This window comes from Pedococcus badiiscoriae, assembly GCF_013408925.1.
In the GTDB taxonomy this organism is placed as follows: Bacteria; Actinomycetota; Actinomycetes; order Actinomycetales; family Dermatophilaceae; genus Pedococcus; species Pedococcus badiiscoriae.
In genome coordinates this window covers 2384677-2408485 of record NZ_JACCAB010000001.1, presented here as the reverse complement: position 1 = coordinate 2408485, position 23809 = coordinate 2384677, and the positions used below count along the sequence as shown (strand labels likewise).

Sequence of the window (23809 nt, the reverse complement as noted above, 5' to 3'; positions counted from 1 at the left end):
CACCCACCCCGCCATAACGGGCAGCGCCCGCAAACGCAGTCGCGCAAGACGGACTGCGACGAGCAAGGCAGCGCCAGCCAACACCCCGGCAGCACCCGTCATCATGAACGCCGACCGGTCCCAGACTGGCCCGAAACCATAACTCTGTGACAGCGCGAACGTGACAACCCCAGTTCCCACCGTGAGCAACAACGCCACGCCTACACAGACGAGGGCGCCGACGAGCGAGACGGGCGGCCGAGCGCCGCTCGGCCGCCCGTCTCGGTCGCCGTCTACCCCCACTTATCGCTCCTCGAAAGCCGCCCCTCAATGGCCACGGTAGCCGCAGCCTGTGACTGACACCTCCGTTTTCCGGCCTACCGCGGGCCCATGACACCACCGGCCGGCCCGGGACATGTACGACAGCCGTCAGCACGACGTCGCCGCGATCGCCCGCGTCATCGGCGTCAGTCGAGCCAGCGTCTACCGCGCGCTCAATGATTCGCTCCCGGCCCAGGACCGACGCAACGCTTGAACGGTCAACGGCCCCTTTCGCCCTTGTCGGGCGGGAGGGGCCGCGCTCCCTTTTCTGCGTTACGGGTGCCTATCGCGGTGGCGGAGGGTGCTTGGCTCAGATCTCCGCGTGGCGGCCCGCGGTGCCGGTCGTCCCGGCGAGCAGGTCGCGGATCTCGGTAAGGAGCACGACGTTTTCGTCGGGGGCGGCGTCCACCTCGGTTCGGGCGTATCGAGTCTTGGCCGCCTCGTAGGGCTTGACGACGAAGAAGTAGACCACCGCGGCAACAATCAGGAAGGCGACCAGCGCGGTCAGGAACGCGCCCAGCGGGACCCCGCCGGGCTTGATGCTGTTGAAGTCGGGCTTGCCGCCGAGCTTGCCGATCAGCGACAGGATCACGTCGGTGAAGGCTTTGACGACGACCGCGAATGCGGTGCCGATGATGAACGCGACGGCAAGCTCAACGAGGTTGCCCCGCATGACGAAATCCTTGAAACCCTTCACGGTCCCGCTCCTTGTTCGCGCTAGACGACCTGACGTGCCGAGCGTATCCACCATTTGGTGGCCAAATGAGTGTTTCGGGGCCGGGGCGCTCGGCCCCCGCCTTTTGGCACTGGTGCGCACCTCGCGTTTCCCGCACGGCGGGGTGAGCTCCGGTCGGCGCACCCTGACACGGGGCCGCCCCGACCGGGTGGCCGGGGCGGTTCCTGGTGTGGCCGGCATTACAGCCGCAGTGCTACTTGCTATTCCGCGAGCTTGGCGATGGCCTGCGCCCACAGGAAGTACTTGTTCGTGCCCAGGTCGCGGACGGTCTTGATGTTGAACGCGGCCTTGAGGTGCTCGGCGTCCCCTGCGCTGACTCCCTGCAACGCATCGACGGGCGCGTCCGCCAGCTCGGTCATGCTGACCGTCTCGAATGCCTTGTCGACCTTGCTTGCGATGTCACCCATCGGCTTACTCCCCTGGAACCAGTGCGCACCACGTCAGTGCGCGGTGGGTCATCCCTACCACCGAACCGCTGCGCCACGCCAGAGCGGGGAACGGGTTCAGCCCTGGGAGGTCCCGGCGGTGTTCGTCGTCTCGGTGACGCTGAGCCCGTTGGAGGTGGCCTTGGCCAGCAGGCCAGACACCAGTGACCCGGCCGAGTCAATGCTCCCCAGATTGCCGGCGGTCACGTCGCTCTTGAGCGCCGCCAAGTGCGTGGCCAGGTCGGCCATCGGCTGGTACAACACGTTGCACAGGGTGGGGTTGGCCTGGATGTTCTTCATTGCGTTGGACAGCAGCTTGGCGTCCGCAGCCGCAGTGGCGGCCGCCTTCACCAGCGCCAGCACCCGACCCTTGGTGCCCTTGGTGAACGCGCCGGCCTTGAACGGCTTGTAGATGTACCGGTGGAAGGTGCCGGCCGTCAGCCCCAGGTCCGCCACCAGCCGCGTCTTCGCGAACGCCCGGGTGTTCTCCGTCGGACAGTTCGACGGAACGGCACTACTGCTCGTCGAATCAGTGGGCGACGCTGCCGCAGTAACCGATGATGAGGTTTGCGGCCCGGCGGCAGTACCCGATGAGCTCTTCGGGCCACAACCCGTCAGCCCCAACGTCCCCGCGACCAGGGCGACCAGGACAAGACGGGTGATCCGTGGTGGTTTCGGTGTCACGATGTGCTCCAGAGGTTGGTTCCTACCCCGGCCGCGCGCCGGGACCGCCGACCAGGCCAATACCCATTGGGACCGTCAGGCTCGGCCACCTGTGGGCTAGGACGGCCGGAAGCGCGACCGGCCGTGTGCCCCTAGCTAGGTGCTCTCAAGGTGTTTCCGGCGGGAGACCCAACTGGCCCCCCACGGCGTCGCCGCCCTTCTTGATCTGGTCCGCGAACTTGCCACCCGTCCGCTCGTCCAGGATCCCCTCAGCCTTATCCAACGCGGCCTTGGCCTGCTCCGGATGTTCGCCAGCAAGCTTCTTGGCCTCGTCGAGGATCTCGTTGAAGTCCATACGGGCACTCTCCCTTGGATCAGATCGCCACCACGACCGCGGCGGTCGAACCGACTGTACCCATCCCAGCAGGTCCCGCCTAGAGCGCTGGCCGGGTGCGCAACCTTCGAGCGCGCAACTCGCCTCGTGCGCCGACGTCGATGGCCGAGCCCAGAGCCGGGGCTGAGCTACTGGGCCGCTATCGCCTCAGGCTGTTGCCGGCTACGCCAGCTACGTACCCCACGACGAATACCAACGCCACCCACCCCGCCATAACGGGCAGCGCCCGCAAACGCAGTCGCGCAAGACGGACTGCGACGAGCAAGGCAGCGCCAGCCAACACCCCGGCAGCACCCGTCATCATGAACGCCGACCGGTCCCAGACTGGCCCGAAACCATAACTCTGTGACAGCGCGAACGTGACAACCCCAGTTCCCACCGTGAGCAACAACGCCACGCCTACACAGACGAGGGCGCCGACGAGCGAGACGGGCGGCCGAGCGCCGCTCGGCCGCCCGTCTCGGTCGCCGTCTACCCCCACTTATCGCTCCTCGAAAGCCGCCCCTCAATGGCCACGGTAGCCGCAGCCTGTGACTGACACCTCCGTTTTCCGGCCTACCGCGGGCCCATGACACCACCGGCTCCCACCCCGTGGGCGTCAGAACTGCCCGCCGCGCATCTACGGGGCGTCCTAGGCCGCAAGCAGCTTCGGCGCACGCTCAGTTGCGCGATGTGGAAGCGCATCACCGCGAGCGCCCGTTGGCCGGGAAGCTGGGGATGGCCCCTAGCCAACGACGAGCACGCTCCGGCCCCGGACGCGTGCAAGCCTCCTGCGCACTGCAACGCGCCGGTCCAGCTCCTCCTCCAGGTCCGCTAGCCGGGTGAGCAAAGGCCCGGGATGGCAGATAGCCGTCGAGCGTGGCGGTCACGCCTGACGGCGGGTTCCCCAGCGGGGGCGACGGGGCCTCCTCGTCCTGGGCGGCGATCCTGGCCAGGTGGGCGGGGTTGCCTCGAGGTCCGTCTCGGAGGCCGAGCTCCGTTGCGCAGGGGTCGGGTCGACGGCCGACGCGGCCGGGTCGGGGACGTGGGTGCCCTCCATCAGCAGGACGTCCACGTCGGAGGGAGGCCGTGTGACCATGGCGTCGAACAGCGAGCTTTTGCGGCCGTGACCGCGAAGGTCCCCGGTGTACATCAGACGCCGGCCCCCGCCGTCGATGACCAGTGAGTAGGAGTCGTACGCCGAATGGTCCACCAGGTGTGGCGTGATCGTGAACGGGCCCAGCCGCGTCGGTGACAGGTGCTCCCAATACCCGGCCGGTGCCAGCACCGGCCCCGAAGCGTTGAAGAACGACGCCGCCTCGACGACGGCCGCGGCGTCACGACCGGCGTACACGGGCACCCGCGGCGACACCTGGTCGACCAGCCCGTAATGGTCCAAGTGAGCGTGGGAGATCAGCACCCCCAGTAGGCCAGGATCGGACCCGTCTGCCAGTCCAGGGACCGATGGGAGCGGGACGTCGTCGCCCCAGCCTGCGCTCAACGGCTTCCCCACATCAAGCACCAGGCGGGAGCCCTCATGCTCAACCTCGACGCACGAACCGCCCACCTCGTGGCTGCCCCGATGCACTCGAACCCTCATGACGTCCCCCTCACCAAGAGGTCGACATGACCTCAGACCAGACCATAGGGACACCCACCGACACCGGTTCCACGTCCGGATCGGTTTCCCGCAGACTCTGGCGTGGATCTTGATGGCGCTCGCGTTGACCGCACCGTCACCGCCGTACCGAGACTCCGCAGCCATGGCGCTTGACTGGCCCAGCGGTTGCCACCGCCCTTCCTATCGGTACCAACCGGCGCGTTGGGCTCTTCTCGCGGTGGTTCTCCGATGCCGCGGACCGTGCCACCGGACCTGGTCCAGCACCCACCGACCCAGCACTGTGGCGACGGCCGCACCCGTTTGGGGATGGCCCTTGACGGGGCGCTTCAACTACCCCAGCCCCATGTGCGCGTGCGCTTCGCGGTGCCCAAGACCAATCCCTCCCCAGGTTGCCGTTTGACCCGTCCAACGAGTCACCGGGGCCTGGCGTCACGCGAATCAGGCCTGTGAACGCGGAGGCTTGAGACTCCGTTGCTTGCAGGGCGGCCTCATTCACCGCGATGAGCAGCGCCGAGGGCGATGGGCTGGCCACGTTCGCACCCTGACCACCCAAGCCTGAGCGCTCGGGCCGCGGAACGCCCGGTGGCCTTGGGCCCTTCCGGCCCATGGGTAGGACGTCGCTGACGGGGTTCTGGCCTCCGGCTGGCGCCTGCGGCCTCACCCACCGCCCGATGGGCGGCAAAGGGGCTCATGCGCATGGGCTGCAAACGAGTCTCAGCGCATCGAATCGCCCCGGCAGCCCTGACCCGTCGCCGATGACGGCTTGGTCCAGTGTGTCGGGGCAGCTCTGTTGCCTGCCTAGCGTTGCCATCGCTGGCAGCGTTCCCGGCTTTGGGATTACCTCCAACCCTTCCGCACCTGGGGGAAGGTCGCACGGATGTGCAGACTGGTAGCTCCGCTCCGTTGAGTCCCTCCGCCTAGGTCGAGTCCCACCTTCTTGAGTTCGAGACCCAGAGAGCCGTCGACGGCGTGGGTGCGGTTGCTTCGGATGTTGATGACCACTTCCGTTGCGCCATTCTCAAGGACGCTACTCACCGCCGCTGCGAAGCCAGGCTCGTCCGGCCAACGCAGTGGCCGCGGGTCGCGGGCTGCACTACCCGCCCCGTTATGGCGGAAGTCAAAGCCGCTGTTCTGGATCCGCTCCTGCGATACCTCGCCGCCGCGACCCATCACTTTGGCGCGAAACCCACGGCGAGAAGTCACCTCGCCGAAGGTCTCGCACGTAATCTCGGATGCTCCTAACGTGTTCATGATGCGGATTGCTTCGTTGTACCGGTCACGGAGGGACCATTCGTCGTACTCCCCGAACGGAACGAGGAATGGGCCTGCCTCGCTGCGGACGCGGACGTACACCAAAGCGGATCGCACGGCCCCTTCAACCGATCGCGAAGCCGACGCTGACGCGATGGGCAGCTGTTGGATCTCTACATGACCTTTGAGCTGGCGAGGCTGTTCGTCGTAGTAGGTAACGAGTTCACTCAAGCTGAATCCTCCCTCGGGCACGAGTTTGAACAGTAGTCCCCGGTGGGCGACGTGGGTGGGACCCGTCGCGCACCTCGGCGATTGGAGTGCCAGCGATCCCTAGGCGAGGTGGCTGGCTGCTTGGTCAGGGTCGCCCCGGGCTGTTCGTGCCTTGAAATCTCTTGGGTGTTGGCACGAGTGCGTCACTCCGGCTCCCTTCTGTTGTCAACTGATCGGGTCGAGCTGTCTCTTCCGCGCCGTGAGCGGGCGGCGTAGCGTCGTGGGTGCGGGTCCGGGAAGTGGCTGATCCGAAGTGTCGGTGTGCGGGTGTGAACCGGCCGCGCTGGATTCTTGAGTCGCCCCGCGGTGCCCTCCCGGGCCCGCCTCCACGTGTTCTTGTGGGGCCGCGGCGTCGGCGAGCAGCTGTCGGAAGATGGCGTCGGAGATGCGCCGTTTGAGACACCGCAACGCCTCCAGGGGTCTCTTGCCATCGGCTCGCTTGCGCCGGTAGTAGGTCCGCCCATCGGTGTCGAGGCGGATCTGGCTGATCGCGGCGATGTGGATCATGTGGTTGACCCGTCGGTTGCCGGCCCGCGAGAGCCGGTGCCGGGTCTGCTCACCGGATGAGGCGTCCAGGGGTGCGGTCCCGGTCCAGGACGCGAACCGGTTGCGGTCGGCGAACCGGGCGACGTCGCCGACGTCGGCCAGGACCCGGGCTGCGACGACGGGTCCGACGCCGTGCAGGTCCATCAGGTGTGAGCCGCGGGCGAGCACGATCGCCTTGAGCTCGGCGGTGGCCTTCTTCATCTTGGCCTCGACCGCGACCAGTTCGGCCAGCTCCTCGACCGCGATCCGGCGGCGAGTCTTCCCGGCGATGTCACGCGGGCGTACCGAGGCCAACATGGTCTTGGCCTGACCGGTGGTCAGGTCGCGTTTGGCTTGTCCTGGAAGGAGTTCCGCCAGCAGGGCTTGCAGCCGGTCGACCGTTTGGACGCGTCGCCGGGTCAAGGCCTCGCGGCGCTCGACCAGCATCCGCAGCGCCTCGAGCTCACCATCGAGCTCCAGCACCCGCAGGCCCCTGGTGCGGACCGCGACCATCGCGATCGAGTGCGCGTCGTGGGCGTCGGTCTTGCGGTTATGCCCGGAGTCGAACAGACGGACCCGGGCGGCCAGCTTGGCCGGGACGTCGACCACGTGCTCGCCGGACTCGAGCAGTCGCTGTGCCAGCGGTCGTCCGACACCGTTCGCGCCTTCGACCGCCCAGGTCCGATCCGGCCATGCCTTGGCGTACGCGCGCATCGCCGTGAAGCCGGCCCGGTCGGTCGTGAACCGTCCCGATCCGAGCAGTTGTTCGCGTTGGTCGACGACCTCGATCGTTGCCGACAGCTTGTGGGGATCGACCCCGATGATGACGTGCTGCATGTGCTGCTCTCCCGCCTGTACTCGTTCCGTGGTGGACGGCGAGGTGGGCAGTGCTACTACGAGCAGGGCAGTCCCTTCTTGAGCCACGCCTCGTCACGGTGACCGGCGGGCCGCAGACCGATAGTGAGCCACACCGACGTTGCTGGTGGGCAGCCGCATGGAGAGCTTCCCGCCGATCACCTGGACCGAGTCTGGCCAGACACCGGCCCTACGTGAATCGTCTAGTAGCCGCGTCAGCCGCCTGGATCCAGGCGGCCTGCACTCGCACTGTCGGTGGCGGATGACATCGCCCCTTGTGGACATCTTCTACGCCATCGACTACGACTTCCTGCTGTCGCGTCGGGCCAAGAAGGGTGACGCGTTGGGGTTGCGCAATCCAAGACGACGCACCGCTCCGTCTGTCAGAGGATGGGATGTGCCAGTGTTTCGATTCGCGATCGCATGGTGCTGGAGGGAAGGTACGCCCACACTGAAGTCATGGAAGTCGAGCGCGTAACCTGCCGAATTGTGGGCCACCGATGGCATCACCACCGGTCGCCGGATGACACAGTTAAATCGACGTGCCAGAGGTGTGGCCTGATCGGCGCCGACCGCTTCAACGCTGACACCACCGCAGTTCTGCGGCAGGCCGCCGAACGCGCTCGGACGACTGAGCTGCGCATCCCCGAAGCCCCGACTGAGTGGTAGCCGAGAGCTGCGATCGCCTCGGTAGTTCCCAGCCTTCTTTCGTCTCGAATCGAGTGACCCATGTTCCGTCGTCCGCGCCCCGCTGGCAGGTCAACTACTGCCGCCTGCTCAGTCGCTCTTCACCGACGTGATCTTGTCGCTGATCGGCAAGCTCGGCGGCAAGCCGGATTTCAACAGCATCAAACCCGGCGGGGTCCCGTTGGGCGCGTTCCTGACCGCGCTGGGCGCGTTCCTGACCGCGCTGGTCGCGTTCCTGACCGCGCTGGTCGCGTTCTTGATCGTCGCGGCCGTGGTCTACTTCTTCGTCGTCAAGCCATACGAGGCGGCCAAGACTCGATACGCCAGAACCGAAACCGACGCCGCACCGGATGAGAACGTCGTGCTCCTCACCGAGATCCGCGACCTGCTCGCCGGTGGCCCCGGCGAGATCTGAGCCAAGCACCCTCTGCCACCCGCGACCGGGCTCCCCGTAACGCAGAAAGGGGAGCGCGGCCCCTCCCGCCCGACAAGCGCGAGAGGGGCCGTTGACCGTTCAAGCGTTGCGTCGGTCCTGGGCCGGGAGCGAATCATTGAGCGCCCGGTAGACCGAGGCTCGGCTCACTCCGACAACCCGAGCGATGGTGGCTACGTCGTGCTCACCACTGGCGTGCATGGCTCGGGCCACGCTCAGCTTCTCGGTGGTCCAGACGGTCGGTCGGCCCCCTTTGCGGCCACGGGCACGGGCCGCGGCCAACCCAGCCATAGTTCGTTCGCGGATCAGGTCACGCTCGAACTCGGCCAGTGCCCCGAAGACATGGAACACCTGCTTGCCGCCGGGGGTGGAGGTGTCGATGCTCTCCGTGAGGCTCAGGAAGGCCACGCCGTTGTTCTCGAGGTCTTGGATGGTGTCGATGAGGTGGCGCAGCGATCGCCCGAGGCGGTCGAGGCGCCACACGACGACGGTGTCACCGGGCCGTAGCTGCTCACTCATGGCGTCGAGGGCGGGCCGTTGCGCCAGCTTGCCTGAGGCCTTGTCAGTGAAGATGCGATGGCAGCCAGCGCGTGTCAGAGCGTCGTGCTGCAAGGCCTCGTCCTGCTCAAGCGTCGACACCCGCGCGTACCCGATGCGGTAGCCGGGGCCTTGGTTCTCAGTTCTCATCGCGTGGCCTCCTTTCGAGACGTTGATTACGGACATGGGTTACGGACACCGGCAGAGGGGTCTGACGGGGCCGCCGGCGTGCGTCTCTCAAACGCTCGTTTCCGAGACTGCCCAGGGACCTACGAACGGACAAGTGAAGGGCATCCGCCTGAACTCCGTGGGGGGCGTCGTGCCGCGTGCACCTTCACCTGTCACGCAGCCCGGCGCACAGTTGGAGCATGCCGACGACCCGCATGACCGTGAATGCCAGGCAACAGGAGGTCCTGAATTGGATAGCCGATGGCTGCCCCCCTGGCGTTATGGAAGGACATGTTCACAAGGTCTCCGCACGGGCGCTCCAAAGCCGGGGACTAGTCCGGGTGAAGGGCCGATCCGATCAATGGTGTGCGGTCCTCACGGATCTCGGTCGGCGCCTCCTGACGGAGAGAGTGGTGGATTCCTCGACCCAAGGGGCCTCGGGGCGGCGACGCCCGGGCATCGGGTCGCAGGCCGCGGCATCCCACACCGTGAGCGCCCTGTCCCGGACGGAGGAGCTCGTGGCTCGGGTTGTTGCGGCGGGGAACCGCCTCGAGGTCGACCGGGGACCTTGGGCTGTGATGAATGATCTCCATCGATTGGTCGACTCAGTGAACCGCTTTGGCAAGGCCCCAAGCGGGACGCGGTTGTCGCTCACCCACCGGGGTTCTGGCGCCGTGCTCATGCTTGAGGACGACCCGAGGACGATGCGCCCCGTCGTGGAATTCGCGGTGCCAAGGCGGGTTGATCGGCTCCATCCCACGGCGCGGGCCTTCCAGGACGACCGCGACCGTCAGGAGGTATCTGACGCGCAGCTCTCGCGAGCTGTGCGCTTGATCCACGCATTGGCCCGTGAGGCAGACCGCCGCGGGTACCAGCTGCTCCCATCCACCACAGCGCCCCAGACGCGTCTCTATGAAATCCGCCGGAAGCTGGCCGACGGCCAACTCGTCATGCTGATTGGCGACCACAGATTCCGTCTACGGCTCCAGGAGAAGTCAGGACCCGGAGGCGGCCGCCCGGTCCCGGGGACGCGTCCGAGTCGTTCCTCCCCTGCCTGGCGACAGCTGCGGCAGACCCGTTTTGTGCCCACCGGCAAGCTCATGCTGACGATCAACGGTGGGTACAGCACCGCCCCTGGGCGTTCTTCGATCTTCGGCGACGGCTCCCGACAAACCATCGAGGAGCGGCTACCCGAGTTACTGCAAGAGCTCGAGGTCAGGGCACTCGAACTCCAATGGGCCCAAGAGAAGCGCGAACGGGACGCGCGAGCCCGGCAAGCGCTCTGGGAGGCGGAGGTCGACAGGGCGCGCGAACGGCTGGTGGAGGCGCACCGTGGCGAAGTCTTGGAGGAACAAGTAACAGCGTGGGAGCGCGCACAAAGGATCCGTACCTATGTAGCCGCTCTGCAGCTTCGCGTATCGGCGCTCGAAGACCCAGCTCAGGCTGAGGCAGCCACTCTTTGGGTCGACTGGGCGGCGCAGTTCGCCGAACATACCGATCCCCTCGTACAGTCGATCGGGCTGCCTGCCGATCCGCCCATCAGTCTTGAGACGCTTGGAGCCCATCTCCGGTGGAACGGCCCACCCGGCGACCTCCCTGCCGACCCTGACTGAACCACTGTGTCAGGGTTACCTGAAGTGCTACGGCGAGCAAGTTGGGTTCTTCCGATTCTGTTTGCCGGAGCTGGGCCCTTTGGGTAGCCCCCCCGTCGCGGTCGTGGGTGTCACCGGTGGTCGTGTGCGCTCTTGGCTCAGGTGGTGCTGGGGTCATGTCACCTTGGGCGGCGCGACATCCCGCCATGGGCCAGACTCGAAGTGTCCCGTTTCAGCGAGGCGCAACTCGAGGCATCCAAGGAGCAGCACGTGGCCGACATCAATGAACGACTCACGAACGTCCAGTCATGGTGGATCGGGAGTGAGCTTGTGCGCCGGCATCCAGAACTGACATTGATCGAGACGCACCCGGGCGGCGGTCAGTATGACTGCCTGACTCTCGTGCGCTCACAGCCTGATCCTGTGGAGAACCTCGTGTGGCTGAACCGCGCGGGCAGCATCCGCGTCGGCGACCATATGCAGTTCCTGACCTGGGAGGCGGAGCGGGACTACGGGGACCGACACGGCGCCGTGCGCCGCATCGAGGCTGCGGCTGGCCTTGACTCGGTGAAGGCGACGCCGCCCAGTACCGCAGCAGCCGTGGCTCTGCGGGCGATCTGCCGCGTCCTGACGTCGATGCTGAACGAGCCGGAACCATGGGACGCCCGAAGTGCCTTCTACGACTCGTCGGGCGGCGACTCAGGGTTTCGGGACCTATCTGCATTCCCGTCGGCGGCAAGGGCGATGGAGGAGCATCGACCAAACGACCTGGACGGCCATCCGGGATACCGATTCTGGCTGCTCCGGCGCGGCGACTCAACTGTCGCGGTCGTCGACACCGATGCCGTGGTTCACCTTCCCGACAGGCACGCGTCACTCAGTGACGCCTATCTCAAGTCGAAGAGGTCCATGACGTTGGCGATCTCGGCCACGCTCGGCGACGTGCTCCCCTAAGGCGGGGCCCCTGCCGAGGTGAAGAAAGCCCGGTGCATCAGCGCGTGTCCGGATGCCTTCGATCGGGGGCGCGAAGCAGCAGGCCGGGTGCCACCCCACCTGAGCGGCCATGAACTCCCCTGCACTCGAGGACGCTACGAACACCCAGACGCGCGGACGCCGAGGTTGCGACCCGCTCCCTGCCGAGCGCCTGGCAGTGACCATCCGACCGCCGTTGACCGACGCTCAGCGAGCGTCCAGGACCCCCTCGGGTCTGGCACACAGCGAGCTATCGCGCGCGGGTGCACTAGCGTCCGCAGTCGGAACAGTGACTCGGGGATGGGAGACGAAGGTGGCCAACGAAGAAGAGCGGCAAGTCCCGTTTGAGGCCCGAGTTGAGTCGGCCAGGAGTTCCCACGGCCGGGGCCTGCTCACAGCAAGCCGCTCCTGCTGCTGCGGAGGACCCCGAGACGGCCGTGGCCGGGCTTAGCTCAGTGAGCCTCCATTCCGAGAACGGGCTCTACGTCGTGGCTGAGTTCCGCGATGACGGTGCCCTGGAGATCAGCGGTCAGGACCTGTCGGGCGCCATGGGCTGGGAGGAGTACGAGTACGTCATCACCGTTCTGCCGGACGACCTTCCGACGCTCGCGGCCGCCCTTGGCGGTCAGCCCGGCGCCGATGTGATGGAAATTATCTATGCCAAGCGAAGAGTGATCATGGCACGCGGAGAAGAAGCATGGCTCCGGGACCACGGCATACCCACTGAGTTCTGCAGCCGCATAGAACCGGCGGGTTAGGTGTAAACCAGCATCGAGGGGCGTGCCAATGTCCGCAAGTTCCGTGCCGCCTGCCGTTGCCCCCACGACAGTTGCAGCCGCACAGGAAGTCCGCTGTCACTGAGGCGCATGAAAGATCAGGGTATGCCGCCACCGCGCGGTGCCCACTCGCCGCCTCCCTGCGAGTCCGCACGACCTTGCGTCTGGCTCCGGGAGTGACTCAAGAGCCCGCTGCGTAAGACTCCGCGTCGCCGCCAGTCGTACCAGCCGGCCCATCCGAGCAGAACACCCAACAGGATGAGTGTGACGATCCAGAACACGGCCACCACCCCTTTGAATGTGGGCTGCAGTCAAACAGGGCTAGGACCAAACCGAGGGGCGCACCAGATCCGTGCGGAGGCTCGGTCTGGTGCCGGCCGGGCCGCACCCCACCATGTGCAGCCCGGCCCCAACCCTCAGGCTTCTGACCCAAACGCCACCGGCGCGAGCTCCGCGGCCTGGGCCACGCACTCACGTATGGAGCGCAGCGCTTCCCAGTCAGCCACCAGGATGAGGATTGCTCCCACGCGGACTCCGATGAGCGCCCCCGCCGATCCAGAGACCGGTGTCAGGACGCGCACGCTGATGGTCTGTGGCCCACTGAGCGTGGCTTGGGACGCCACCGTGCATCCGGCCGTGTGCGGCTCGGACTGCGGGATTGGGACGACTCTCAGATGACGCGTGTTCGTCAGGGTCATGGCTCGTCCTCCTCATAGTCGTAATCGGATTCGTAGCGTTTGCGGCAGCCCCACGAGGGCGACGCGGGAGACGAGTGCAGTCGTTGGGCGCCGGCGAGGACGTCGACGATGCCTTCGACGGCCTTGGTGCAGACCACGACGATGGCGGCGAGCTCTTGGACCGCTCGCAGCCCGGCGGCGCCGGTCTCGGGTGAGTGCTGCCGCAGTCGGGTGTAGGCGACGACGGCCAGGGCGGCTGCACCGGCGATGCTGATGACGATCAACATGGGTTCTCCGTTTCGTGGGGCGGCGGGGCCCGGCGAGGGCCCCGCCGCCGTAACTAGTGTTGTCAGCGATGAGCCCGGGCCCGCTTGGCCCGGGCCTGTTCCTGCTGTTGGGCGCGGCGTTCGGCGCGGTTGCGGGCGACGTCAACCGGCTCCGGGGCCACAGATGAGCCATTGGGCTCCGTCTCTGACTCGCCGATTGGGGGCCTCGACTCGGTTGCATGCGTGGTCGCCTGGTCGCCCGTGAGTGGCCGGACCGTGGGCTCTGGGGTCGTGCGGACGGTCCGAGGGCCGGTCTCTTCGGGCAGCCCGAGGGCGAGAACCAGCGGCAGGACGATCAGCTCGAGAGCGATCCGGATGGACTGCATTGGGATGAGCCGCAGCAGCCGGTGGACGACAACGCTCCTGCTGACCGCGCGGACCAGCCGCAGCCCAGCCTTGGCCGCGTGGGTGACGGCCGGGGCGGCCGGGTGTGCCACGACCGCGCACGCTGCCCGAGACACGGCGGAGCCGGCCTCGGACAGGGCGTGCTCGATGCGCTGCCCGGTGGTACCGCATCGAGAGAGAAGCTGCTGGGCTCGGGCCCACAGGTACCCGCCGGCGGCGGCCAGCGCTGAGCCCGCGGTGGCAGCGACGCGCTGGGCGCCACGCCAGACCGGTGGGGTGCTGAGCACGGCGGCGACCAGGGGAACTATCCCGACGGCGCGGGCCAGGGTGACGGCGCCCCGCAGGCGTGCTCCGACCCATCCCAGGACCCGGTGATCGCTGGCGGCGTCGGTGAGGGCGCGCAGGTGCCGCAGCGCCCAGCCGGCGGCGCCCAGCGGCAGGGCCAGTAGCGCGTTGAGAGTCTGCTCAGCTCGGCGGCGGATCGCCAGCAGGAAGGCAAAGCGTTCGCGTTGCTCTGGTGGGGCGGGAACCGCCCGCAACGGCCTTTCGTAGGTGGCTGTACTCATGGTGTTGGGCTCTCTTTCGGGTTGGTCCGTCGCAGTGGACGGGATGGGTCCCACGGCCTTTGCCGCAGGGCGGTTTGGGGTGCGGACATGACGAAGGCCCACCGCGTCAGCGGCAGGCCTGAGGTGTTCCGGTCGGGTTGAGCTAGCGGTTGGGTCGGGAGCGGATGGCCAGATCGACCATGTGCTGAAGCAGGAGCGCGAGGCGGTAGTCGGGGTCGCAGCGCAGCGCCCGGTCGAGGGCGACCCGGGTCAGCGCGCCGTCGCCGCGCCACCAGGTGAAACTGGCCAGGACGGTCAGCGCGGGTGCGGCGTGCCGGTCGGGCAGCATCGCGCAGAGCCGGACCAGGCGCGCCTGGATGCGGTTCTGCGCAACAACGGCCATCGGCTCGCTGTCGTGTTCGTCCCAACAGCGGTTCAGCTGGGAGAGGCGGTCACGGACCTCGGCGCTGATGAGCGTCGGGTCGAGGGTTCCGGGGGTGAGCCATGCGACGAGGCCGTCGCGGAGCCCAACATCCCACAAGGACCGTGCGGCACCAGCCGCGTCGCCCGCCGTCAGCGGTTGCGGGTCATCGCTCGCGTCGAGAACCGCTGGCCAGGGGTGCACCCACTCCCCCGGCTCGTCGACCTGCCGCTTGGGGTGGTGCGCCAGCAGTCGGCCGACCCTGGCAGAAACAGGCGCATCTGGCTCGAGTTGCCGCGCCAGGGCCTGCCGGTCGGGAAGGGGAACGACCTCCTGGCCGACATACTCAGCGGCAATGGCGGCCAGATCGGCTGGCTCGGGCACCGCGGTGCCCTCATGTGGGCAGCAGTCCGGGTTGTCGCAGTCCAGGGAGCGCCACCGGCCGTCGTAGACGACGAGGCGGTCCGTGACCATGACGTGGACCGACCGCAGCGCCCGGCTCAGAGCGTTCAGTGCTGGGCTGCTCTGGTCGGTGGTGGCCTCGTAACCGACCAGGAGCACTGCGTCCGGGTGTTCGCGAACCAGTGACGGCAGAAGACCGTCGATGGCCTGCCCCACGGCGTCGTTGGTAGGCAGGTCGAGTCGTTGGATCAACCCCAAGTGCGACTCGTGCAGGCAGAGCACGACGATGCTCTGACTGGGGTGGAAGCCGAGGATGTAGGGCAATACAGCAATCAGCTCGCTGGGGCTGGTCAGTTTCAGGGCATGGGTCGTCACGAGAACTCCTTCGATTGGTTCGGCCCGTGGCGCGAACGCGCGAGGGCATGAAGAAAGCCCGCCACGACGGTGACGGGCTTGCAGCGAGGGGGTTTCTCCAGACCTGAATTGGACGTGGTTATCCCAACCTCGTGGTACTTATTATACCCCCAATCAGGTTGACCATAAAGGGAATTCGCGAATGATCCCGAATCCTAGAGTGTCGCGTCTGCGCCATTCCTCAGTCGTTGCTTACCGTGGTGGAATGGGATTGAAGGCAGGCATGCAGTTGATGTGGAACCACGCCCGGGTCCGTCTGGCGCAGGAGCTTGAGTGGGGCACGCTGGCTGCAGTCGCTCTGCTGGAGGACCACCACGAACTCATGCGCCTCACCGCCCGGGGGGCGGGTGCCGGGTCCAATGACGACGCCAACCGCACCCGGCGGTCGCCATGAGTGCCGACGCCATTCCCCGAGTGGATGGGCGTCACCGCAACCGCGCCCTAGCCGCGGCCCGACGCGCTCGGGCCATCGAACGGCGCGCGCAAGGATTGACCTACGACGAGATCGCAGCGGAGCTCGGCTATGCCAATCGCGGGACGGTCTTTCGCATCGTCAGGGACGCCCTCATAGAACGCCAGGACGAGGCAGTCGACAGTCTCCGGTTCCTCGAGAGTCAACGCCTCGACGCGCTCCAGGCGGCGCTCTGGGACAAGGCGATGTCCGGGGACGTAAACGCCGCTCGGTCGATCCTCGGCGTCATCACGGCGCGTGTCCGGTTGCTTGGACTCGAGGGAACCTCCGGGGGCGACGAGTCCTCGATGCCCAGGACTGTGGTCGTGCCACCGACGGTGTAGCGCCGCCGCGTGCCCGCGACTCCTGTTGACATTGCCACTCGAACCGCTCCTAGGAGGGCCCATCCTCCGTCCGCACGGTCGAACTAATCAGGATGTACCCGACCGGCCGGGGCTGACTACCTCGCGACCCTCCTGGAGTCCCACTGGCCTCGGGAGGGGTTCCTTGGATTCTCGGCGCGCAAAGTCAGGCGACGGGGACCGTGGTGCTCGAGGCAAGACTCGTGCCGTACGCGGTCACGACGTAGACGCTGACGGAATAGCGGTGAGAATGTGCCAGCCCGTTGATCGTTATGGCTGGAACCGGCGCGACCCACGCTCCCGTGTTGGACTTGTGGCCGGTCAGGTCCCTGACGACGGTTGGGAGGCCCGCGCAGCTGAGCACGACCCTGTAGCGGCTGATCGGCGCGCCGCCGGTGTACTCCGGCGTCAGCCACCCCACGGATGCCCGCCCCAGCACCGGCGAAGACGCCCGAACGCCGCGCGCTGGCAGGGAGGGTGCGCCCTTGACGTACAAGGTCGTGGCCCGACCAGTGAACGCGCCCACCACCTTGAACCGAATCTGGCCCGAGTGGTTCGCGCAGAGCCGCAGCGTAACCCTCCCGGTCGATGAGGTGTATCCAGTCAGCCGAGCACCGCAGCTACCGACCGTTGCTCCGGGTGGGAGAATCGCCGTGACCTGTATTCCTGACAGTCTCGGCACGCTTGCCAAGCTCGATGTGCCCGCTGCCGCAGGGGCGGGGAGGGTGGCGGAGAGAGTGACGTTGACAGCCGCCCCGGCGCTGGCGTTGGTGGCCGTGAGGACCGGAGCCACATACGGGGCAAGTTCCATCGTCACGTAGGTGTCGGGGCCGGTGATGTCAACGGTTTGCAACTGCGTGATGGCTCCATCGTCATAGGTGACGGTCGCGGAGAGCGATCCCGTCCCGTAGCCGATGGCGGTGAACGATCCGTCAGGTCCGGTGAGACCGCCGGCTAACGCGCCTGGGACGGTGAAGGTGAAACCTGAAGCGGATGCCGTCGCGGAGAGGCCGTGGATCACGACTGAAGCGTTGGCGGCCGGCAGTCCGCCTGGTAGGGCAACGTGGATTCGGTGGGCGGTACCGGGGTCCGGCGGGGGCGGGAGTTGTAGGTGCGTCGCGTCATACCCAAGCGTCGTGAGCCACGATCCGCTTACCAGCGTCCCGTCTGGCATTTGCCCCGTGGTCACAGTGACCTTGGCCGTGCCCGCCGGGGCTGCTGGGAAGGTGATAGTGCCAGCCGAAGTCAGTCCATAAGTCACGGACGAGTAGGCGGTCCGGGGAATCATCTCCCAAGAGATGGCGCCGCCGACAACAGCGGCACCGCTCGAGGTGCGTATGTCCATGGCCATCGGCCGGGTCCCGGCACCGGTGACGAGTATGCCTTGGCTCCACGGTCCTTGGCCTGCACTGTTTACGCCTGCAATCTGCACCAGTCGCGCGGAGGCGTCCGGGACGCCGGTGAGGGTGGCGGTTGGGTTCGCTGATGGGGTGACGGTCTGAGTCCAGGAAGCTCCGTCGTTGCTGCTGACTCGCAGGATGTAGTGGACGATCGCGGCGCCGTTGGAGGGTGGGGCGTTCCACGTGATCTGGGCCGAGTTCCCCGTAAGACGTTGTTGTCTGAGCCCGATGACCTGATCGGGCGTCGATGGAATCGTGACTGAGGAGGGGGGAGCCCATTCGACCAGATAGCCGCCGGTGGCGGGGACTGAAGGGAACGGCGAGTTGGGTTCATAGAGATCGGCCGCGGTGAAGTCCCCCGGCCGCGTGCAGCTGTTGACGTTGATGCTTCTGATGAGCAAGCGCACGTGGGGCCACAGTTTGTTGTCGCTGTCGGGTTCAAAGCATGGCCACACCGTGCGGTTCCAACCATCGGTATCATTTGGAACACAGGCGTTTCGAGCTTCGGGCGATGCCGGGCAGGTTGCGAAGATCTTGCCCCTCTCGCTTCCGGTCCTCCACTGCCAGGTGTGAGCCGCAGTCGGCGATGAGGGGCCGGTGTCTGCGGCCCCGACCCATAGGTGATCACCCGCCGCAGCCACCTGCGGGGTCACGGAGGAGATCACGAAGTCGTCTTCGGCCCTGCTGGTGATCGCCCCAAGAAACCCTGCCTGACGATTCAGGCTGAGACCCGCCGCGTTCGCCATGGCGTTGTCCCACGAGATTCCGACGTCGATGACTCCCTCGTACCAGTGCCCATTCACCGCGTTATACACGGCGTTTGGCCGGTTCGGGTCTGCCGCGGACCATCCGTCGGGGCCGGTTCCGACCGCGTTCGTGGCCGTGACCAAGACGGCGTAGGTCGACCCGGGGGTCAGCCCACCAATCACGCAGGCAGTCGGGGCATCATCCGTGCCAGTGCCCGTCGTGGAGCAGGTTCCCCCACCAGGCAGCGCTGTCGCCGTATAGCTGGTGATCGGCGCACCGCCATTGGTCGCGGGGGGCGCCCACGAGACAGTCACCGAAGAGTCGCCCGGCACGAGCGAGGTGACCGTAGGGGCCGTGGGCACCGCGGGAGTCGAGGCGCTGGCAGGGATCGCGGTAAGCACGAGGCCCAAAGTCGACAGAATGCTCGCGACATACACCAGGTGTCGGATCGGTTGCGGCCGCATCGCGCGCCAAGAACTTCGGCCCAGCGGCTCCGCGCCCCCTGAGAAGTGAGTCCGGAAAAGACCGACTGAGCTGAAGCGCATGCGCGATCCCCTTTGGCACTGTGGAGCGAATCCCCATCAGCGATCCAGGCTAGGTGCCCTGGTTTCGCCGGGGTGCCAGCTCCCCGGAACCCACCCAAGTCCTGCCCAAACGGACTAGTTCACATTTGCATCCACAAGTCGGACATGAGGCTTTCTTCACGCCAAGGCGGCTTGAGCCGGGCGCGGTGGTTCTTGAGATCACGATGCTCCCGCCCCCCGGGAAGGTGTTCCAGCCACGGCCCGTTGACGCGGTTGTTCGCCGATGAGGCGCGTTGGTGGCGGACTGCTGGGCCGTCCCTGGACTCGGTCGGTATCAGTGCCGCCGCATTTCCTGGCGCAGACGAACGCCACCGCAACCGCGCCTTGGCGGCCGCGACGCGCTCGGTCCATCGAACGGCGCACCCAAGGGTGCACCTACGACCAGATCGCGGCAGCGCTTGGCTACGCCAATCGCGGAACCGTCTATCGCATCGTCAGGGACGCCCTCATAGAACGCCAGGACGAGGCAGTCGACAGTCTCCGGTTCCTAGAGAGCCAACGTCTCGACGCGCTCCAGGCAGCTCTTTTGGGACAAGGCGATGTCCGGGGACGTGAAGGCCGCTCAGTCTCCTTGGCATCATTGTGGCCCGGGTCCATCTGCTGGGCCTGCAGGGAGCCCTCATCGGCGACCAGTCCTCGATACCGCGGACCGTGGTCGTGCCCCCGAGCGCGTAGCGCCGCTGCACGCCTTGTCTCTAGCTTTCGATGCGCCCGGCGGGCACCCGCACGCGGCCCCCTCCGGCCTAGGCGCGGATTTGACCGCTACCCGGATGGCGGCCTCTGTGGCCACCGAGGTCGTGTGGTCCGTAGCCACACGCGGTGCACTCGTCGCCCGTTGAGGGTGATGGTCGCGCCGCGACCAGCCTCCCACGTATGCCAGCCCGCCTGGGCGAAGCGCTCGAGGGCGTCGTCGACATCGGCGGCCGGGTCGAGTTCGAACGTGCTGTACCGCATCCCCGGAGCCTAGGTCGGTGGAATGACAGCGGGTTTCCCCGGTGGCCCTCGACACCGGGGAGGGCTTGGGGACTGGCACCAAGCGGGTAACCAACATGTAACCAGGCACGCCTGAAAGGCATGCCGATCTAGGGCCGACGGGTGCTCGGCAATCCCAGCGGCCCTGGCGGAACCGAGGCCAGGGTCGGCTGGGTTGGCATGCCGAGCAGTACTGCGGAGCGCAGGAAGTCGTCTCTGGTGACGGCCTCGGTGCTCAGTCCGATGTACTCCTCGGTCGTCTCCAGAGTGCGGTGGTGCAGCAGCGCTTGGACGACTCGCAGCGCACCGTCGTAGCGGCGGGTCTCGACGAGGGCGTCGAAGATCTGCCTGGCTGCGGATCGACGAAGAGTGTGCAGGCCTTGGCCGCGGTCGGGCAGCCCCAGCCTGCGCAGCCCCTCCTTGACGATCAGGCTGGGCTTCGCGGCCGGTCGGCCCGGGTTCAGGGCCCGATCCGTGGCGGTCGGGCGGGCCAGGCCCTCAACGACGCTCAGCCGGGACCCGTACCTGCCCCGGAGACGTGAAGGGACGAGGTAGTCCGAGGGCAGCAGTCCGCGGCCGTGGTCGCGTCGAACGCTGCGCTCATACTCCGGTAGCCACCGCGCGAGCTCGGAGCGCAGCTCTGGCGACAGAGGTAGGACGTCCTCGGTATCGGACTTCCATACATGGAAGAAGACGGTCCCGGCGTCCATATTCAGGTCGCCCAATCGGATGCTTCGTAGTTCGCTTTGGCGCATGGCGGTGAAGAACCCGACCGCGATGAGCGCTCGGTCACGTGGGGTTGCTGCGTCCTCGAGCAAGGCGCGGACCTGTTGCTGGTCCAGCTGGAGCCTGATTCGGTGCGGGCGCCGCATGCGACGAAGGGTCTTGCCGTAGTCGCGGTCGATGAGGTCGTTGAGGTACATCCAGGTGAGGAAGGGCCGCACCCTGGCTAGGTAGGCGTTGAACCCGCCCGCGCCGATGGGTTCGCGCAATCGGCCCTTGGAGTCCACGTGGGGGCCGCGCAGGTGCGCGAACCAGCGGTCGAGGTGAATGGGGCGCAGTTCGTCGGCGTATAGGTCGCCCATGTGTGCCATCAGCGCGAGGTTCGTGGTCCGGTACGCGTGCACCGTTCGTCGAGCGTGCTGTGCCTCGCAGTGGACAAGGAACTGCCCCAGCGCCTCCGAGAGGCGGACGCGTTCACAACCAAGACCAGACGCCTGCACACGAGAGGGTTCCACCTCACCGACGGTAACCCCGGTCTCCCTACCCGGGAAGAAACCTACGGGTTGGGCGTCACACCGGCAACGACCATGGCCTTGCGACCGTTCAGGAGCGTGACGCACTCATAGTCGTGTATGAAGGTCTGGACCCAGACAGGGTCCCTGCAAGTGGGAGGTCGCGGATGGCTCGAGACGTCTGCCCCAACTGTTCCTCGGGAGAGGTTCTCCACTTCGTCTTTGGCATGCGGATCCCCGATGACACGGCAGTCGCGGAACCGTGGGAGGTCGACCTCGGCTGCGCCCTGCCCCCCGATCATCGTGACCGTGAGTGCCTCGAATGCGGGCATAGGTGGGATCTCCCGGCCCCTCAGTTACTTCCCATGGACCGGGGCACGCCGCCTGCCGAGGGCGCCGACTGGCCGGGCGATGAGCCCACGAGAATCCGGCGCCGACCGTCAATAATCCGACGACCTGATGGAGACGACCATTGAGTAGCGGCCACCTCGTTGGGGCTTACGGCATGTTCTGGTTGCGCGAAGAGGTGCAATGGGATGCCCACGCATGGCAATTGCTAGGGCGGCGCGGGGTCAGGCGTCCAAAGCTGGAGGCATGCGACTTCCGCCGCGCCAAGGGCTTCTACATCCTTTTCGACGGCCACGGCCCCACCTATGTGGGCTTGGCCGATAGCTCCCAGGGCCTTGGCACCCGGCTCCGACGGCACCATAAAGATCGAGACAACTGGAGCCGCTTCTGCTGGTTCGCCTTTGACGACGTCGAGCGCGGTCGCCTGGATGGGTGGTCACATGTCGTCAAACGGGATGCGCTCGGGAAGACAACCACGTCGGACGTGATCCGGGAGTGCGAGGCCTTGCTCATCACGGTGTTGGGCACTCATAGGACCGTCGGCCCTTCGCAGCGCTATGGTCAAAACCGGATGGAATTCCAGGCCGCAGGCGAGCCCTGGGAGCAACTACGGCAGGCGGACTTCGCCCCCGGAGAGATCGCACGGAACGTGGAGCGCTCGCCCTTTACCGACCAGACACTTTTCAACGCGGATTGGGGCTGAGGCAAGGAGGCTCTGGCGAGAACGCCCCGTGGGGTCGGGCACTACGCCCCTGCGCCACTAGGTTCAGTCGAGTCAGCCCGGCGGCGGTGCCCTGTGCGGGGACTTTCCTGGGCTGGTGGACGCCTTGAAGGCGTCCACCAGCCCAGGCCGTCACAGGAGCGCTATGATCGGGACGGCCTACCTTCGTACTTGCGCCAATAGGTCCGCACGGCCACCGATGGCGTACAGGGCGAGTTCGACGTCACGCCGCTTCCAGGACCTCTGGGCGTCTCGATCGAGTTCGTCTTCGATCATGTGGTCTAGCTCTTCGAGGTAGCGCCCGTAGAAGCCTGCGGTGAACTTGGGGCGCCGGCCCATCGCTTCAAGGGTGGAGCTCACGCGCTGGTCCCATACGGCCATTCGGTCTGGCGCGCAGGCGACCAGGACCGCCGATGCCAAAGCGCCGGTTCCGCCAAGCCCCGGCAGCTTCCTCAACTCGCGAAAAGCAGCCAGGCCCGCCTCCGCAGCGGGTAACTGGGCGTTGTTGGCCAGGGCCCATGCATTTCCGGTGACCGCCTGCACTTCGGCGTCAGGGGTCATCCCCAGCGTCCCGGCCCAGCGCGCGCTCGCGGTGATGCGCTTCCACATCACCAGGGAGCCGATGTCGGCTTTGCAGAGCGACTGGGCTGCGGCTGCACGTGTCGCCACTACCCGAAGCGTCTCGTCGTACACGTCGCCCGGATCGGCGCTCCTATGCGAATGGAGGGCCTGTGTCAGGACGCCGCCGATGGGTGTCGTCATTGAAATTCTCCTCCGGAAAGGTGCCCCGCTGGCTCCGAGCGCACCGTGATGGCGCAAGCACGTAGTGAGTATGCCGGTGGGGGTCTTGTCAGTGGGGAATGGCAAGGTGCCAGCGTGCCCAGACTTCCGACGACGCTGCACCGCGACGGCCCAATGATTGCCGGTGGCCTGGGATACACGTTAGCGGAGCTGGCTGCGCTTTCGGCCCAGCCGACCTCCCCGACCGGGCTGAAGCCCCTTGACGCGCTGACGCGAGGCGGCCTCACGCCCGGTGCCATCTGGACCGTGGCCGGCCCGCCCGGCATCGGCGTGACCTCTCTGCTCACTCAGATGGCCGCCCATCTGGTTCAGACCGCGCGGGTCGGGATGGCCAACGACCATATGGCCACCCACATCCTGCGGGACCGTCTCCTGATGGCCGCGTCGAGCGCCGGGACCGATCGCACCGCCGTGGACCGCATCGAGATCGCCTCCTGGATCCCGATCCCTGACTTCCGATCCGATGACCCCAGCTGGTTCGGTGCTGATTACGACGTACTCATCATCGACTGCCTCGACGAGATGCTCCGGCCGCGTGCATGGCCCAGGGGTCCGGTGGCAGTCCTGACGGGGCGCTGGCTGCGCGAGATGGCCCGTCGTAGCAACACCGCCCTGATCCTGACAGCCCGTGGGGATCGGCCGCCCGACGATGGCCGCTGGTCGTTCGAGGGAGCCTGGCAATCGCACTGGGCACGTCCCGTTTTCGACGACATCGCCGACGTGCAGCTCTCGCTCTGGGAGAGCGGGGAGAGCCGCGTGGGGCTTCACGCCACGGCACGCGGCTACGGGCACATAGAAGGATCCCTTCGACCGTGGATGGACGGGCACCTGATCCTCCACCCTGACTGACCTCGCGCTCACCCCAGGCGCAGGC

Annotated in this window: 23 protein-coding genes; 9 read left to right on the top strand and 14 right to left on the bottom strand. The window is 66.9% G+C overall.

Features of this window, described 5'->3' with window-relative positions:
- The first annotated feature begins 394 nt into the window (after positions 1-394).
- Entirely contained in the window at positions 395-514 is a 120-nt protein-coding gene (locus tag BJ986_RS11395; protein WP_179422087.1) for a helix-turn-helix domain-containing protein, read from the top strand.
- Positions 515-610: 96 nt separating this feature from the next.
- On the opposite strand, the gene mscL is transcribed toward BJ986_RS11395, so the two are convergent.
- From mscL to BJ986_RS11360, 7 genes are all read right to left on the bottom strand, one after another.
- On the bottom strand, positions 611-997 hold the full coding sequence (gene mscL / locus BJ986_RS11390) for a large conductance mechanosensitive channel protein MscL (RefSeq protein ID WP_179422086.1): 387 nt from the start codon (positions 995-997) through the stop codon (positions 611-613).
- A gap of 239 nt (positions 998-1236) precedes the next feature.
- Positions 1237-1443 carry a hypothetical protein gene (locus BJ986_RS11385; RefSeq protein ID WP_179422085.1) on the bottom strand — a complete coding sequence of 69 codons (207 nt, stop codon included), beginning with the start codon at positions 1441-1443 and terminating at the stop codon, positions 1237-1239.
- A gap of 96 nt (positions 1444-1539) precedes the next feature.
- Entirely contained in the window at positions 1540-1917 is a 378-nt protein-coding gene (locus BJ986_RS11380; protein WP_179422084.1) for a hypothetical protein, read from the bottom strand.
- Between the two features lie 373 nt (positions 1918-2290).
- On the bottom strand, positions 2291-2479 hold the full coding sequence (locus tag BJ986_RS11375) for an antitoxin (RefSeq protein WP_179422083.1): 189 nt from the start codon (positions 2477-2479) through the stop codon (positions 2291-2293).
- A gap of 904 nt (positions 2480-3383) precedes the next feature.
- Positions 3384-4097: an MBL fold metallo-hydrolase gene (locus tag BJ986_RS11370; RefSeq protein ID WP_272955391.1), complete on the bottom strand. Its 714-nt coding sequence runs from the start codon at positions 4095-4097 to the stop codon at positions 3384-3386.
- Between the two features lie 858 nt (positions 4098-4955).
- The gene (locus BJ986_RS11365; protein WP_179422081.1) at positions 4956-5600 is read right to left on the bottom strand and encodes a hypothetical protein; all 645 of its coding nucleotides are present in this window, start codon (positions 5598-5600) and stop codon (positions 4956-4958) included.
- A gap of 204 nt (positions 5601-5804) precedes the next feature.
- On the bottom strand, positions 5805-7001 hold the full coding sequence (locus tag BJ986_RS11360; protein ID WP_179422080.1) for an IS110 family RNA-guided transposase: 1197 nt from the start codon (positions 6999-7001) through the stop codon (positions 5805-5807).
- A 769-nt stretch (positions 7002-7770) separates the two neighbouring features.
- Between BJ986_RS11360 and BJ986_RS11355 the strand changes: the two genes are divergently transcribed.
- Positions 7771-8121, top strand: a complete 351-nt coding sequence (locus BJ986_RS11355) for an MscL family protein (RefSeq protein WP_179423799.1) — start codon at positions 7771-7773, stop codon at positions 8119-8121.
- 99 nt (positions 8122-8220) lie between these two features.
- Here the strand turns inward: BJ986_RS11355 and BJ986_RS11350 are convergent, their stop codons facing one another.
- Complete coding sequence (locus BJ986_RS11350) at positions 8221-8826, bottom strand: recombinase family protein (RefSeq protein WP_179422079.1); 606 nt, start codon at positions 8824-8826, stop codon at positions 8221-8223.
- Between the two features lie 1100 nt (positions 8827-9926).
- Here BJ986_RS11350 and BJ986_RS11345 point away from each other — a divergent pair.
- From BJ986_RS11345 to BJ986_RS11335, 3 genes are all read left to right on the top strand, one after another.
- Positions 9927-10457, top strand: a complete 531-nt coding sequence (locus tag BJ986_RS11345) for a hypothetical protein (RefSeq protein ID WP_179422078.1) — start codon at positions 9927-9929, stop codon at positions 10455-10457.
- A 249-nt stretch (positions 10458-10706) separates the two neighbouring features.
- Positions 10707-11390, top strand: a complete 684-nt coding sequence (locus BJ986_RS11340) for a TY-Chap2 family putative peptide chaperone (protein ID WP_179422077.1) — start codon at positions 10707-10709, stop codon at positions 11388-11390.
- A 473-nt stretch (positions 11391-11863) separates the two neighbouring features.
- Positions 11864-12166 (top strand): hypothetical protein, encoded by a 303-nt coding sequence (locus BJ986_RS11335; RefSeq protein WP_179422076.1) that lies wholly within the window; start codon positions 11864-11866, stop codon positions 12164-12166.
- A gap of 712 nt (positions 12167-12878) precedes the next feature.
- Here the strand turns inward: BJ986_RS11335 and BJ986_RS11330 are convergent.
- The 3 genes from BJ986_RS11330 to BJ986_RS11320 form a co-directional block, all read right to left on the bottom strand.
- Entirely contained in the window at positions 12879-13148 is a 270-nt protein-coding gene (locus BJ986_RS11330; RefSeq protein ID WP_179422075.1) for a hypothetical protein, read from the bottom strand.
- 62 nt (positions 13149-13210) lie between these two features.
- The gene (locus BJ986_RS11325) at positions 13211-14098 is read right to left on the bottom strand and encodes a hypothetical protein (RefSeq protein ID WP_179422074.1); all 888 of its coding nucleotides are present in this window, start codon (positions 14096-14098) and stop codon (positions 13211-13213) included.
- 142 nt (positions 14099-14240) lie between these two features.
- Entirely contained in the window at positions 14241-15275 is a 1035-nt protein-coding gene (locus tag BJ986_RS11320) for a DUF4192 family protein (protein WP_179422073.1), read from the bottom strand.
- Between the two features lie 244 nt (positions 15276-15519).
- Between BJ986_RS11320 and BJ986_RS11315 the strand changes: the two genes are divergently transcribed.
- Together BJ986_RS11315 and BJ986_RS11310 are read left to right on the top strand one after the other, a co-directional pair.
- On the top strand, positions 15520-15708 hold the full coding sequence (locus BJ986_RS11315; RefSeq protein ID WP_179422072.1) for a hypothetical protein: 189 nt from the start codon (positions 15520-15522) through the stop codon (positions 15706-15708).
- The gene (locus tag BJ986_RS11310) at positions 15705-16109 is read left to right on the top strand and encodes a helix-turn-helix domain-containing protein (protein ID WP_179422071.1); all 405 of its coding nucleotides are present in this window, start codon (positions 15705-15707) and stop codon (positions 16107-16109) included. The genes BJ986_RS11315 and BJ986_RS11310 overlap by 4 nt, the downstream gene beginning before the upstream one ends.
- Before the next feature lie 184 nt (positions 16110-16293).
- On the opposite strand, the gene BJ986_RS11305 is transcribed toward BJ986_RS11310, so the two are convergent.
- Positions 16294-18738, bottom strand: coding sequence for a fibronectin type III domain-containing protein (locus BJ986_RS11305; protein ID WP_238338398.1), 2445 nt, complete (start codon positions 18736-18738; stop codon positions 16294-16296).
- 1202 nt (positions 18739-19940) lie between these two features.
- Positions 19941-20924: a tyrosine-type recombinase/integrase gene (locus tag BJ986_RS11300; RefSeq protein ID WP_179422069.1), complete on the bottom strand. Its 984-nt coding sequence runs from the start codon at positions 20922-20924 to the stop codon at positions 19941-19943.
- A 646-nt stretch (positions 20925-21570) separates the two neighbouring features.
- Here BJ986_RS11300 and BJ986_RS11295 point away from each other — a divergent pair.
- Positions 21571-22116 carry a GIY-YIG nuclease family protein gene (locus tag BJ986_RS11295; RefSeq protein WP_179422068.1) on the top strand — a complete coding sequence of 182 codons (546 nt, stop codon included), beginning with the start codon at positions 21571-21573 and terminating at the stop codon, positions 22114-22116.
- A gap of 177 nt (positions 22117-22293) precedes the next feature.
- Here the strand turns inward: BJ986_RS11295 and BJ986_RS11290 are convergent, their stop codons facing one another.
- A complete protein-coding gene (locus BJ986_RS11290; protein WP_179422067.1) occupies positions 22294-22896 on the bottom strand; it encodes a hypothetical protein in 603 nt (200 codons plus the stop codon).
- A gap of 285 nt (positions 22897-23181) precedes the next feature.
- On the opposite strand from BJ986_RS11290, the gene BJ986_RS11285 reads away from it, so the two are divergent.
- The gene (locus BJ986_RS11285; RefSeq protein ID WP_337795184.1) at positions 23182-23784 is read left to right on the top strand and encodes a hypothetical protein; all 603 of its coding nucleotides are present in this window, start codon (positions 23182-23184) and stop codon (positions 23782-23784) included.
- Positions 23785-23809 lie beyond the last annotated feature (25 nt).